The following is a 12,780-nucleotide window of genomic DNA, read 5'->3' as shown; positions in this document are numbered from 1 at the left end:
CAGCGCTGGATCAGGCGGCGCCGGGCAGGTGATCGATGAGCTTGTCGAGCGTGATCGGGTAGTCGCGCACGCGGATGCCGGTCGCGTTGTGGATCGCATTGGCGATGGCCGCTGGCACGCCGCACAGGCCCAGTTCGCCAACGCCCTTGGCCTTCATCGGTGAACTGTCCGCGTCGGCCTCGTCCAGGAACACGACGTCCTGCTCGGGGATGTCGGCATGCACCGGCACTTCATAGCTGGTCAGGTCGTGGTTGACGAAGAAGCCCCGGCCATCGTCGACAACCAGTTCCTCGCACAGCGCCGCGCCCACGCCCATCGTCATCGCGCCGATCACTTGGCTGCGCGCCTGCTTGGGATTGAGGATGCGGCCCGCGGCGCAGACCGCAAGCATGCGCCGCACGCGCGTCTCGCCGGTCAGCGCATCGACAGCCACTTCGACGAAATGGGCGGCGAAGGTACTGATCTGTTTGCGCTCGTCGAGATCGCCGAACTCGATCGCGTCCTGGACCACGATCTGGCCGTCGCCTGCCGCCTCGCCCAGTGGCACCGATCGCCCGTCCGCATGCACGCGCCCATCGAAGAACTCGGCCGTCGAGGGATCGAGTTCCAGGCGCGTGGCGACGACCTCGCGCAGCTTCATGCAGGCTGCGTAGACGCCTGCGGTGGCGCTGTTGGCGCCCCATTGGCCGCCGGAGCCGGCGGACACCGGGAAATCCGAGTCGCCGAGCCGCACCTCGATCGCCTCGACAGGCAGGCCCATCGTCTCGGCCGCGGTCTGGGCGATGATCGTGTAGCTGCCGGTGCCGATGTCGGTCATGTCGGTTTCGATGGTGACGCGGCCATCGCCGTCCAGGCGCGCGCGCGCCCCGGACTTCATCACCGGCGCGTTGCGGAAACCGGCCGCCATGCCCATGCCGACCAGCCAGCGGCCCTCGCGCACGCTGCCGTGCGGCTTGCGCCGCGCCCAGCCGAACCTTGCCGCGCCCTGGCGCAGGCATTCCACGAACTGCCGCTGCGAGAACGGGCACCCGGGCTGCTCGGGATCGACCTGGGTGTCGTTGCGGATGCGGAACTCCACCGGATCCATGCCGAGCCTGTCGGCCATCTCGTCCATCGCCATTTCCAGCGCCATCATCCCGGGCGTCTCGCCGGGCGCGCGCATGGCGTTGCCCTCGGGCAGATCGAGCGTGGCCAGGCGTAGCCTGCTCATGCGGTGCTCGCCCGCGTAGAGCAGGCGGGTCTGCTGGACGGCGGGCTCCGGGCCGCCGCCCGGCAGGTCTCCGGACCAGCTTTCATGGCCGATCGCGGTGATGGTGCCGTCGCGGGAGGCGCCGATGCGGATGCGCTGCTCCGTGGCGGGGCGATGGGTGGTGTTGTTGGGAATCAGCGGCCGGTGCAGCGCGACCTTCACCGGGCGCTTGGCGGCACGTGCGCCCAGCGCCGCGAGCACGGCGTCCGCGCGCAGGAAGAGCTTGGCGCCGAAACCGCCGCCGATATAGGGCGAGACGACGCGCACCTTGTCGGCATGGATGCCCAGGGTGCGGGCGAGTTCGCTGCGCCACCAGTCGATCATCTGCGACGAGGTCCACACCGTGAGCCGGTCGCCGTCCCAGTCCGCGAGGCTCGCCATCGGTTCCATCATCGAATGCGACTGGTCGGGCGTGGTGTAGGTGGCGTCGAGCGTGACCTCGGCCGCGGCGAACGCGCCTTCGAAATCGCCGACTTCCGAATCGGGTGGAATCTCGCTTTCCTGCGGTGTGACTGCATGGGGTATTTCCCGCGTCAGCGAATAGCGCCCGGGCTCGCGTACATACGCCACGCGGACCAGGCCGGCCGCGGCGCGCGCCTGCTCGAAGGTCTCGGCGACGACCAGCGCGATCGCCTGGTGGTAATGCTCGATCTGCGGGCCGCCGAGCAGGCTGGCGGTGTTCTTCTTGCCCTTGCCGAGCGGTCCGGCGTTTGCAGCAGTGACCACGGCGATTACGCCCGGCGCGCGCTCCGCGGCAGAGATGTCGATGGAGGCGAGACGCCCCTTGGCGATCCCGGCGCCCACCACGTGACCGTAGGCGGCGCGCTCGGCGACGTCGTGCCATTCGTAGGCGTAGGTCGCGGTGCCGGTGACCTTGCGCGGGCCGTCGATACGGTCCAGCGGCTGGCCGACCACGCGCATGCGGTCGATCGGGTTGGCGCCGGCGGGCGTGTCGAACTTCATGCGCTGGCCTCCTGTGCATCGGCAAGCGCCGCAGCGAGCGCGCGCTCGGCGAGGCTCAGCTTGAAGCGGTTGTCTTCGGTGGGCGCGGCACCTTCGAACAGGCGCAATGCCACGGCTGCGGCACCGCGTGGCAGCTCGGCATCGGCCTCCGCCCGGCGCCAGGGCTTGTGCGCGACGCCGCCTACCGCGACACGCCCGCTGCCGTCGTCCTGCAGGATCAGCGCCACCGAAACCAGCGCGAATGCATACGACGCGCGGTCGCGCACCTTGCGGTAGACCTGGCGCCCGCCGACCGGCGGCGGCAGCAGCACCGCCGTGATCAGTTCGCCGGCCTCGAGCACGGTTTCGCGCTGTGGGGTATTGCCGGGCGCCAGGTAGAAATCGTCGAGTGCGATCCGACGCGTGCCGCCGTCCGCACTCACGGTTTCGACCACCGCATCGAGCGCGCGCATGGCGACGGGCATGTCGCCCGGATGGGTGGCGATGCAGTCGGGGCTGTGGCCGATGATCGCCAGCTGGCGGCTGTAACCGTCGCGCGCGCCGCAGCCGCTGCCCGGCAGGCGCTTGTTGCAGGGCTGGTCGGTGTCGTAGAAATACGGGCAGCGCGTGCGCTGCAGCAGGTTGCCGGCGGTGGTCGCGCGGTTGCGCAGCTGACCCGACGCGCCGGCGAGCAGGGCGCGCGACAGCAGCGGATAGTCCGCGCGCACGCGCTCGTCGGATGCGAGGTCGGTGTTGCGCACCAGCGCACCGATGCGCAGCCCGCCTTCGTCGGTCGATTCGATGGAATCGAGCCCGAGCGCGTTGACGTCGATCAGGTGCGCCGGCGTCTCGATCTCCAGCTTCATCAGGTCGAGCAGATTGGTGCCGCCGGCGATGAACTTCGCGCCCGGGTTGCGCGCCGCGGCGGCCGCGGCGGCGGCCGGAGTGTCGGCGCGTTCGAAGCCGAACGCCCTCATGCGTCGGCTCCACGGCGGGGGTTGCCGGCCACGTCCTCGATCGCATCGAGGATGTTGGCGTAGGCGCCGCAGCGGCACAGGTTCCCGCTCATCCGCTCGCGGATCTCGGCGCTCTCCAGCGCCGGCGGGGCGGTGAGGTCGGCGGTGACGTGGCTCGGAATGCCGTCGCGGATCTCGTCGAGTACCGCCACCGCCGAGCAGATCTGGCCGGGCGTGCAGTAGCCGCACTGGTAGCCGTCGTGCTTCACGAAAGCGGCCTGCATCGGATGCAGCCGGCCCGGCGTGCCGAGACCTTCGATCGTCGTCACCCGCGCACCTTCGTTCATCACCGCGAGCGACAGGCAGCTGTTGATGCGCCTGCCGTCGACGATCGTCGTGCAGGCGCCGCACTGGCCATGGTCGCAACCCTTCTTGGTGCCGGTGAGCTGCAGCTCCTCGCGCAGCAGATCGAGCAGCGTGGTCCGGGTGTCGACCTCGCGTTCGACCTGTCGGCCATTGACCTCGAGTGCAACGCGCTGCCGGACCGGAGGGCGAGCAGGCGCGGGCGAGGCCGCGGAGTTGGCCGCCTGGGCGACTGAAGGCAGAGCGACTGCGCCGGCTGACGTGGCGCCGGCCTTGAGCACTTCGCGGCGGGTGAGGGGCGACATGGACACTCCTGGGGCTGGCTCGAGGGCTGGCGTGCGTGGGCGTGCAAGCGACCGAGGATGCCGGCAGGCGTGTTGGCAGCCGGTCAATGCGACGCAGCCACCCATGCGGCGTCCGCGCGCCGGACGCCACGCGCTGCCTACGGCCGCTGCTGTGCGCCGCGCCACTGCTGCAACTGCGCGGCGATGCTCAGCGCGATCGCTTCGGGCCCACGACCACAGCCGGGCAGGCCCACCGGGGAGTGGAGCCGTCCGGCGAGGGCCTCCCGCTCGGGCGCGCGCAGCAGCTTGAACAGGTCCGCGCGGCGGCGCTCCGGGCCCAGCAGGCCGATCCACGGAATCGGCGTACCCGCCAGCGTGGCCAGCGCATCACGGTCGGCCTCGAAGCCGTGATGCATGACGAGGGCGACATCGGTATCGGGGTGCGCCGCCACGGCGTCCTCGGGCGGCAGGTCGAGGATCGGAAAGCCCGTGCCGGCAGCCTCGCGCCAGCGTGCGCGATGCTCGCAGACCATGACCCGCCAGCCCAGCGAGTGCAGCAGCGGCGCCAGCGCGGGCATCTCCGGGCCCGCGCCGAGGATCAGGGCCTTGGGCGCCCGCGGCAGGGCCAGTGTCCAGTCCTGTCGTGCGCGCTCGGGGGCATTGCCGGGGCGCAGTGTCCACGACCAGGCGCGGCCGTCGAGGCGCAGGTGCACGGCGCCGTCCATCTGCAGCGTCATCAGCAGGGTGCAGGCACCACCGAGCCAGGCCTGCATCGCATACTCCGCGCCCGGCAGCGCGGCCAGCGGCAGCAGCGCGAGGAGCTGCTGGCCCCGGCATCCCTGCGCCGATCCCGAGAACATCGCCTCGTCATCGAGGGTGTCGATCTCCAGCCATTCGATCGTGCGTGAGTCCGCCGCGGCCGCAGCCGCCCGGGCGATGTCCGGTTCGACGCAGCCGCCGCTGATCCATCCCGTGCGCGGCGCATCCCCGAACAGCGCGAGTGTGCCGCAGGCTGCGTAGGTCGAGCCCATGGTCTCCACGACGATCGCCAGCACCGGACGTCGACCTGCCTGGAGTGCGTCGAGCGCTGTGCGCAGCACGGCGGCGGGATTGCCGTCGGGAAAGCGTCCCGGCCCGCAGGCCAAGGGGTCGGTGGCATCGGCCATCACGCCGGCTCCGCCCGCGCGGGTCGGCGGGATTCCGCATCAGCGACCGCCCGGCCTTGCTCGGCAACTACTGCGACTACCGCCGGGACGGTCATTGCGGCGCGTGTCCGCGCTGCGGACCGATGCGGGGGGAGCGCGTCTGTGCGCGAGTGGGGTAAGGCGATGGGGCCATGGATCCTCCGGAAACGCTCGCGTCGAGGGTCGCGTGCGGGTCGTGAGTACTGCGTCGGGAACCCGGCCGATACGCACGCCGGATGCGCGGGCCGTGTATGCCGACTGCCACATGCGCGGGCGTTGCGATCCGGTCATGCTGGCCGGTCGCCGAGTGTGGCCATTCCCTGAAAAACCGCAGGAGTTGCTGATGTCATTGTCCGCGCGTCGTCTTCCGACGCTGTCCCGTCTGGTGCTGTCGTTGTCGTTTGCCCTGGGCGTTTTGCCGCTCGCGGCTGCTGCGCAGGAGGCGCCGCCGCCGACGCTGGCGCCGCCCGCGAACGTCGCCGAGAACGCCTTGCGCGATCTCTACACGCGCGAATGGGAGTGGCGGCAGACGGAGTTCATGCGCGAGAAGGTGGGCGGGCGCTGGCAGAGCAGTGGCCGCATGCCGTCGGTGACACCGGAAGCCTGGGCGCGGCGCGCGGCGTACTGGAAAGAAACGCTCGACGCGCTCGACGCGATCCCCCTCGACCAGCTCGGGCGCGAAGAACGGATCAACGCCGCCGTGTTCCGCGCGTCGCTCGAGGCCAGCGAAGCCAATGCCCGCTGGCGCACCTTCGAGGCGCCGTTCAACAGCGACAGCTTCTTCTGGGGCTACATCAATCCGAGCCAGCCGTTCCAGACCGAGGCCGACTGGCGCCGCTTCATCGGCCGCCTTTCCGACGTACCGCGTTACTTCGACGAGCAGATCGCGAACATGGAGCGCGGACTGGCGCGTGGATGGAGCGTGCCGCGGGTGACGCTGGACGGCCGCGACACCACGCTCGAGCCCTACGTGCAGAGCGGCGATGCAAACCCGCTGCTGGCGACGTTCGATCGCATTCCGCCCAGCATCCCGGAACCGGTACGGAGCCGGCTGCGCGAGGAAGGCCGGCGGGTGGTGCAGATGCAGACGATCCCGGCCTACGCCAAGCTGCTGCAGTTCATCCGCAGCGAATACCTGCCGCGCACGCGCACCACGACCGCCGCCAGCGAACTGCCCGAGGGCCGCGCGTTCTATCAGAGCCAGATCCGCGAGTACGTGACCCGCGACATGAGCGCGCGGGAGATACACGATCTGGGCCTGGCGGAAGTCGCGCGCATCAGCGCGGAGATGGAGGCGGTGAAGCAGCGCGCCGGCTTCGATGGCACGCTCGCGCAGTTCATCGAGTTCCTGCGCAGCGATCCACAGTTCTACGCCGCCACGCCGCGCCAGTTGCTCGGTGAGGCATCGCTGATCGCCAAGAAGATCGACGGCCAGCTGCAGTATCTGGTCGGCACGCTGCCGCGTTACCGCTTCACGATCCTGCCGGTGGCCGACGACATCGCGCCGATCTACACCTCCGGCCGTGGCGGACTGGATGCGTGCTACTTCAACACCTACGACCTGCCGTCGCGCCCGCTCTACAACCTGCCGGCGCTGGTATTGCACGAATGCGCGCCCGGACACAGCTTCCAGGCCGCGCTTGCGCTGGAAGCACCTGCCCGGCCGGACTTCCGCCAGCAGACCTACTTCTCCGGTTACGGCGAAGGTTGGGGCCTGTACACCGAGTGGCTCGGCACACGCATGGGCATCTACGGCACGCCATACGAGGAGTTCGGTCGGCTGACGTTCGAGATGTGGCGCGCCGCCCGCCTGGTCATCGACACCGGCCTGCACGAGTACGGCTGGACGCGTGAGCAGGCGATCGACTATCTCGCCAGCCATACCGCGCTGGCGCGCCACGACGTGGTGACCGAGGTGGACCGCTACATCTCCTGGCCCGGCCAGGCGCTGTCGTACTACATCGGCTACCGGACCATCCTCGACCTGCGCGCGGAGGCGGAGCGCGAGCTCGGCCCGGCCTTCGACCAGCGGCCTTTCCACGACACCATCCTCAGCCTCGGCTCGGTCCCGCTGCCGGTGCTCGAAGAAGAGGTGCGGCGCTTCATCGCCGAGCGCAAAGCCACCGGCGGCGCCGCGCCCTAGCCGTTGCGGCAGGGCGTCCGGCATCTCCGGGTGCCGGACATCCGCGTCGGATATCCGTTCCAGGCGCGGGCGCAGCAGCGCTTGCGGCAGCCCTGCGCGGGCGCGGCCACACTTGCCCCCATGGGGGGGTCGCTCCGTCTCATCCGGCGAGACGCGATTGCGCGATGCTCCGGCGATGTCACGACGCAGCGGCAGCGCCGATCTTCCCCTCCACGGCGGGCGCGTGCCCGCGTGGCTGGGACAGCGCATGACCCGGCTGGGCGCCGTGCTGTGCCAGGCCATCGTGCTCGAGTACGGTCGCGCCGAACTGCTGCGGCGGCTGGCGCATCCGTTCTGGTTCCAGAGTTTCGGCGCCGTCATGGGCATGGACTGGCATTCGTCGGGCATCACGACCAGCGTGGTCGGCGCGCTCAAGCGCGGGCTGGCGCCGTTGTCCGACGAACTGGGCATCCATGTCTGCGGCGGGCGCGGCCGGCATTCGCGGGCCACGCCGGACGAGCTGCACGCAGTGGGCATGCGCACCGGGCTCGACGGCGCGGCGCTGGCGCGCACCAGCCGGCTGGTGGCCAAGGTCGACAGCGCGGCGGTGCAGGACGGGTTCGACCTCTACCTGCACGGCTTCATCGTCGCCGACGACGGGCAATGGGTGGTGATCCAGCAGGGCATGCACGGCGCGCGGCAACAGGCGCGCCGATACCACTGGCTCTCCGACGGGCTGGAAAGCTTCGTCGATGCGCCGCACGCGGCCATCGACGGGCCGGGGCAGGGGCGCATCGTGAACCTGGCGGATCGCCGCGCCGCGGCGGCCCGGGAGGCGCAGGTCGCGCTGCTGCGGGACGAAGGCGCGACCCGGCTCACCCGCACCATCCAGCAGCTGGAAGGCGTGCCTGCGCCAGCGGTGACTGCGCCGCAGACTGGCGACCTCTTCGCCGCGGCCGCGCCCCTGCAGCCGCATCTGTCGATGCCCGGCCACCACGATGTGCGCGCCGGCGATATCGTGTTGCGACGCCTGCACGGCGCACTGGCCGCCGCGGCCGAGGCCGGTCCGCGCGATTTCGAACAGCTGCTCGAGGTCCCGGGTGTCGGCGCGCGCACGGTGCAGGCGCTGGCGCTGGTCGCCGAGGTGGTGCACGGAACGCCGTGCCGCTTCACTGATCCGGCGCGGTTCTCGCTGGCGCATGGGGGCAAGGACCGGCACCCGTTCCCGGTACCTACGCGCGTGCTCGATCGCACCATCGGGGTACTCAAGCATGCGGTCACGCAGGCGAAGCTCGGCAACGAGGAACGCATGGCCGCGCTGCGCCGGCTCGATGCGCAATCGCGTGCGCTCGAGGGCAGTGCGACCGGGCCGTCGTTGGCGGCCTTCCTGGACGAGGAGCACCGCAATTCGCATCGCTACGGCGGTCGCAGCGTGTTCGGCTGGGAACCGGCTCCCGCACAGGCGCGGCCGGCAAAGGCTGGGAAGGGCGCGGCCTGAGGGCGCGTCGTTCGATGCGAAGCCTCGCGCCGCACATGCGAGCCGGTTGAGCCGAACCGGCCGGCGGACGAGAATCCAAGGCCGCCAACACCCCCGGAACACTCATGCAGAACCTTCGCGTCTCGACCGTCCAAGGGGCCACCCTTTGGCATGATCCGGCGGGCAACCGCGACTACTACGGCGATCTGATCGCGCCACTGCGCGGCCTGACCGATCTGGTGGTGCTGCCGGAAACCTTCACCAGCGGCTTCAGCAACGAGGCCATCGACCGCGCCGAGGACATGGACGGCCCCACGGTCGCATGGGTGCGCGCGCAGGCGGCGGCGCTCGATGCCGCCGTCACCGGCAGTGTGCAGCTGCGCGACGGCGATCGCGTTTACAACCGCATGCTGTGGGCCACGCCCGATGGCGCCCTGCAGTGGTACGACAAGCGGCACCTGTTCCGTTATGCCAACGAACACAAGCGCTACGCTGCCGGGCGCGAGCGCCTGACGGTGGAATGGAGGGGCTGGCGGATCAATCCGCAGGTCTGCTACGACCTGCGCTTCCCGGTGTTCTGTCGCAACCGCTTCGACGTCGAACGCCCCGGCGGCATGGATTTCGACCTGCAGCTGTTTGTCGCCAACTGGCCGGCCGCGCGCGCATACGCATGGAAGACCCTGCTGCGCGCCCGCGCGATCGAAAATCTCTGCTTTATCGTCGGCGTCAACCGCGTGGGCACCGACGGCAACGGCCTGGCCTATGCCGGCGACAGCGCGGTACTGGACATGCTGGGGCACCCGCTGAGTGAATCGACTGACATGGAAGTCGTCTCGACGACGACCCTGTCGGCAGAACAGCTTGCAGCGCACCGGGAACACTTCCCGGCGATGCTGGACGCAGACAGGTTCGAACTCCGCTGAACGCGACCGAGCCGCCGCGTGCCTGCGCGGGTGGGCCGGGCCCGGCCCGTGGCTAGCGTTTGCGCCGCGCCCGGCCCATTGCGTGGGCGCCGCGCAGCAGCATGCGGATCATGTGCGAGAGCTCGTCGACCAGCGCCGCGTCGCGATCGGGCGGCGAGTCGAGCGCGGTACCGCCCATGGCGAACACCAGCCGGGTGATCGCCCGCGCGACCAGGCCGGGTTCGTGGAAGACGAGGCCCTGGGCCGCGGCGATCCGCACCAGGTCGGCATGCAGTTCCTCTTCGAAGAACAGCAGTTGCCGGTCGACTGCGCGCTTGAACGCATCCGATCCCACCGTGCCTTCGCGCAGCAGCACGTGCAGCAGTTTGTCGTCGGCGCGCAGGCGCTCCATGAACGCCTCGAGCGAACCGCGGACGACGCTGCGCCCCGACACCGCGCGCCTGCGCGCGTCGCCGACGATCCTGCGCAGTGATTCACCGGCCAGATCGATCAGCTCAACCGCCAGCTCGTCCATGTCGTGGAACTGGCGGTAGAAGCTGTTGGGCGCGATGCCGGCCTCGCGCGCGACCTCGCGCAGGCTCAGGGTGGACACGCTGCGATGCGCCCCGGTCAGGCGCAGCGCGGCGGCGATCAGATCCTCGCGGACGATCGTCGGTTTGCGTCCGGCCTGACTGTCGACGACGCCGGGTACAGGCACGCCGCTGGCGGGTTCGGGAGAGCTGGCGGTCACGGGCGGCCGTCGGGGAGATGGGCTGCCAGCATAGCAGTGACCATTAATGTACATCTGTATACACGGCTGTGCGGATGGGTGTACAGTCGTTCCCATGTCGACCGTCCAGCCCACGAAATCCGTCCGACGCAGTCACCTGCGCAGGCTCGCCACCCCTTTCGTCGCGCCGCCTGTATTCGATTTCTGGGCCCAGCGGCTGCATCCGACCTGGAGCTGGGATCGCGCACTTGCACGCGTGGTCGCGGTCGCTTCTGCGGCGTCCAATGCCGTCACGCTCACGCTCAAGCCGAACCGCCACTGGGCGGGGGCACTGCCCGGCCAGCACGTCAACCTGACGGCCGAGATCGACGGCGTGCGGATCACCCGCAGCTACAGCCTCGATGCGCCGGTTGCGGCCGATGGCCGGGTGACGGTGACGGTGAAGGGCGTCGACGGTGGCCGCATGAGTGGTCACCTGTTGACCGCCGCGCGCCGCGGCGACGTGCTCGATATCGGACCGGCCTTCGGCGATCTCGTCCTGCCGGCGAAGCCCGAAGGCGCCTGGTTGTTCCTCGCTGCGGGCAGCGGCGTCACGCCGTTGATGGCCCTGGTCCGGCAGCTGGCAGGGCAGGGCATGCCGGTTCCGGTGACGCTGGTGTACTGGGCCCGCACGCGTGCCGAGCTGTGCTTCGTCGAGGAACTGCGTGCGCTGGCCGCGCGCCATCCCGGTTTCAACGTGCGTTTCGTGCTGACCCGCGAGACGGCGAGCGCGGATGACGAGGCGGCTGGCCGCATCGATGCCGCGTTGCTCGATGCGCTTGTGCCCGATCTTGCTGCGCGCCAGGTGTATGCCTGCGGCCCGGGCGGTTTCGTGGCGACGGCGACCGCACTGGTCGAGGGCCGCGTCCCGCTGCTGCGCAGCGAGGCATTCACGCCACCTCCGATGCCGGCCACCGATGACAGCGGCACGGTTGAAGTGCGCCTGGCGCGCAGCGGGCGTGCCCTGCAGCTGCCGCGCGGGGTACCGCTGCTGCAGGCACTCGAAGCCGAGGGCCTGAAGCCGAAATCCGGCTGCCGCATGGGCATCTGCAATACCTGCGCCTGCGGCAAGGCGGTTGGCGCCACTCGCGACCTGCGCACCGGCACCCCCCACACCGAAGCCACGGCGGCGCTGAAGCTGTGCGTCAGCAGCGCCGTGTCCGACCTCGTTCTCGATCTTTGAATCCCTCTTTACAAGGTGCGCCCGTCCCCGGTCGCGCTGTCTTCAATTCCGGAGCCGACATGTCCAAGCTCACTGCCACGCGACGCCTCTCCCCGCAGGAACTCGATGCCTTCGGCGCCGAGCTCGATGCGCTGCGTGCGCGCACGATGGCCCAGGTCGGCAAGGTAGACGCCGACTACATCCGCAACGTCGTGCGCTGGATGCGCTTCATCGGCTTCGGCGGCCGCGCGCTGCTGATGGTCGGCGCGATCGGTGGCGCCTTCGTGCCATGGCTGCTGTGGCCGGCATGCATCCTGGGCGCGCTGATGCTGGGCCTGGCGAAGATCCTGGAGAACATGGAGGTGGGCCACAACGTGATCCACGGCCAGTACGACTTCATGGCCGACCCCCAGTTCAACAGCCACACCTACGAGTGGGACATCGTGGCGACGTCGGACAACTGGCGGCATTCGCACAATTTCCGTCACCACACCTACACCAATGTCCGCGGCATGGACGACGACATCGGCTACGGACTGCTACGCATCTTCCCCGAGCAGCGCTGGCGCCCGTTCTACCTGCTGCAGCCGTTCATCGCGGTGGTCTTCGCGCTGTACTTCCAGTGGGGCGTGGCGATCCAGGAACTCAAGCTCGGCCGCTGGGTTGCCCGCAAGATGCCCAAGGGCAAGATGCGCCGCGATTTCGCGCCGGTGGGCCGCAAGATGGGCCGCCAGCTGCTGAAGGACTACGTGCTGTTCCCCGCGCTGGCCGGTCCTTTCTTCCTGCCGGTGCTGCTGGGCAACCTGGTCGCCAACGGCATCCGCAACGTCTGGACCTATGTGGTGATCTTCTGCGGCCACTTCACCGCGGACGCCGAGACCTTCCCGAAGGAATCGATCCGCAACGAGTCGCGCGGCCACTGGTACATGCGTCAGCTGCGCGGTTCGTCGAACATCGGTGGCGGGCGCCTGATGAACCTGCTGACCGGCAACCTGAGCCACCAGATCGAGCATCACTTCTATCCCGACGTGCCCGCGCATCGCTACGGCGCACTGTCGGTCGAGGTCCGCGAGATCTGCGCACGCTACGGGCAGCCCTACAACACGGGGTCGTTGCCGAGGCAGTTCGGCGAGGTGGCCTGGCGTATCCTGCGGCATGCGTTCCCGAGCCGTCCGCGTCGTTCCACGACATCGCGGAAGCTGCAGACGGCCTGACCGCCGCATCCCGCACCGCACGAAAGCGTCCGCCCCTGGCGGACGCTTTTTTTTTGCGTGGCCTGACAGCCGGTTCAAGCGATCGAGGCGATCCGACCCGGGTGGCGGCCGGGGCGGGTGAGCGCGTGCAGCCGATCATCAGGGCGCTCCTTGCCG

The 12,780-nt window shown here is 69.8% G+C and carries 10 protein-coding genes; 5 read left to right on the top strand and 5 right to left on the bottom strand.

What is annotated here, in order from left to right; translation table 11 throughout:
* Window positions 1-10: 10 nt before the first annotated feature.
* The 4 genes from paoC to CNR27_RS11035 form a co-directional block, all read right to left on the bottom strand.
* Window positions 11-2,212: an aldehyde oxidoreductase molybdenum-binding subunit PaoC gene (gene paoC, locus CNR27_RS11050; protein WP_096298764.1), complete on the bottom strand. Its 2,202-nt coding sequence runs from the start codon at window positions 2,210-2,212 to the stop codon at window positions 11-13.
* On the bottom strand, window positions 2,209-3,168 hold the full coding sequence (locus tag CNR27_RS11045; RefSeq protein WP_096298762.1) for an FAD binding domain-containing protein: 960 nt from the start codon (window positions 3,166-3,168) through the stop codon (window positions 2,209-2,211). The genes paoC and CNR27_RS11045 overlap by 4 nt, the downstream gene beginning before the upstream one ends.
* The gene (gene paoA, locus CNR27_RS11040) at window positions 3,165-3,815 is read right to left on the bottom strand and encodes an aldehyde dehydrogenase iron-sulfur subunit PaoA (RefSeq protein ID WP_096298760.1); all 651 of its coding nucleotides are present in this window, start codon (window positions 3,813-3,815) and stop codon (window positions 3,165-3,167) included. Before paoA ends, CNR27_RS11045 begins: the two co-directional genes overlap by 4 nt.
* A 137-nt stretch (window positions 3,816-3,952) precedes the next feature.
* Window positions 3,953-4,960 carry an XdhC family protein gene (locus tag CNR27_RS11035; RefSeq protein ID WP_096298758.1) on the bottom strand — a complete coding sequence of 336 codons (1,008 nt, stop codon included), beginning with the start codon at window positions 4,958-4,960 and terminating at the stop codon, window positions 3,953-3,955.
* 361 nt (window positions 4,961-5,321) lie between these two features.
* On the opposite strand from CNR27_RS11035, the gene CNR27_RS11030 reads away from it, so the two are divergent.
* From CNR27_RS11030 to CNR27_RS11020, 3 genes are all read left to right on the top strand, one after another.
* A complete protein-coding gene (locus tag CNR27_RS11030) occupies window positions 5,322-7,121 on the top strand; it encodes a DUF885 domain-containing protein (RefSeq protein ID WP_096298756.1) in 1,800 nt (599 codons plus the stop codon).
* Window positions 7,122-7,296: 175 nt separating this feature from the next.
* The gene (locus CNR27_RS11025; protein ID WP_096298754.1) at window positions 7,297-8,598 is read left to right on the top strand and encodes a DUF763 domain-containing protein; all 1,302 of its coding nucleotides are present in this window, start codon (window positions 7,297-7,299) and stop codon (window positions 8,596-8,598) included.
* A gap of 104 nt (window positions 8,599-8,702) precedes the next feature.
* The gene (locus CNR27_RS11020) at window positions 8,703-9,500 is read left to right on the top strand and encodes an amidohydrolase (protein ID WP_096298752.1); all 798 of its coding nucleotides are present in this window, start codon (window positions 8,703-8,705) and stop codon (window positions 9,498-9,500) included.
* Window positions 9,501-9,552: 52 nt separating this feature from the next.
* Here the strand turns inward: CNR27_RS11020 and fabR are convergent, their stop codons facing one another.
* Window positions 9,553-10,230, bottom strand: coding sequence for an HTH-type transcriptional repressor FabR (gene fabR, locus CNR27_RS11015; RefSeq protein WP_425435425.1), 678 nt, complete (start codon window positions 10,228-10,230; stop codon window positions 9,553-9,555).
* A gap of 94 nt (window positions 10,231-10,324) precedes the next feature.
* Between fabR and CNR27_RS11010 the strand changes: the two genes are divergently transcribed.
* Both CNR27_RS11010 and CNR27_RS11005 read left to right on the top strand, forming a co-directional pair.
* Window positions 10,325-11,431, top strand: coding sequence for a ferredoxin reductase (locus CNR27_RS11010; protein ID WP_096298748.1), 1,107 nt, complete (start codon window positions 10,325-10,327; stop codon window positions 11,429-11,431).
* A gap of 59 nt (window positions 11,432-11,490) precedes the next feature.
* On the top strand, window positions 11,491-12,624 hold the full coding sequence (locus tag CNR27_RS11005) for a fatty acid desaturase family protein (RefSeq protein WP_096298746.1): 1,134 nt from the start codon (window positions 11,491-11,493) through the stop codon (window positions 12,622-12,624).
* Window positions 12,625-12,780: the final 156 nt, after the last annotated feature.

Origin of the sequence: Luteimonas chenhongjianii (assembly GCF_002327105.1) — a bacterium.
In the GTDB taxonomy this organism is placed as follows: domain Bacteria; phylum Pseudomonadota; class Gammaproteobacteria; order Xanthomonadales; family Xanthomonadaceae; genus Luteimonas; species Luteimonas chenhongjianii.
The sequence above is the reverse complement of the archived record's forward strand: the minus strand, read 5'-3'. Positions and strand labels throughout refer to the sequence as shown.

What these genes read in the sequence shown, in the direction of transcription:
- CNR27_RS11025 (WP_096298754.1), top strand. Translation starts at nt 7,297, where the DNA reads ATGTCACGACGCAGCGGCAGCGCCGATCTTCCCCTCCACGGCGGGCGC.
- CNR27_RS11020 (WP_096298752.1), top strand. Translation starts at nt 8,703, where the DNA reads ATGCAGAACCTTCGCGTCTCGACCGTCCAAGGGGCCACCCTTTGGCAT.
- CNR27_RS11030 (WP_096298756.1), top strand. Translation starts at nt 5,322, where the DNA reads ATGTCATTGTCCGCGCGTCGTCTTCCGACGCTGTCCCGTCTGGTGCTG.
- CNR27_RS11005 (WP_096298746.1), top strand. Translation starts at nt 11,491, where the DNA reads ATGTCCAAGCTCACTGCCACGCGACGCCTCTCCCCGCAGGAACTCGAT.
- CNR27_RS11035 (WP_096298758.1), bottom strand. Translation starts at nt 4,960, where the DNA reads ATGGCCGATGCCACCGACCCCTTGGCCTGCGGGCCGGGACGCTTTCCC.
- paoA (WP_096298760.1), bottom strand. Translation starts at nt 3,815, where the DNA reads ATGTCGCCCCTCACCCGCCGCGAAGTGCTCAAGGCCGGCGCCACGTCA.
- paoC (WP_096298764.1), bottom strand. Translation starts at nt 2,212, where the DNA reads ATGAAGTTCGACACGCCCGCCGGCGCCAACCCGATCGACCGCATGCGC.
- CNR27_RS11045 (WP_096298762.1), bottom strand. Translation starts at nt 3,168, where the DNA reads ATGAGGGCGTTCGGCTTCGAACGCGCCGACACTCCGGCCGCCGCCGCG.
- CNR27_RS11010 (WP_096298748.1), top strand. Translation starts at nt 10,325, where the DNA reads ATGTCGACCGTCCAGCCCACGAAATCCGTCCGACGCAGTCACCTGCGC.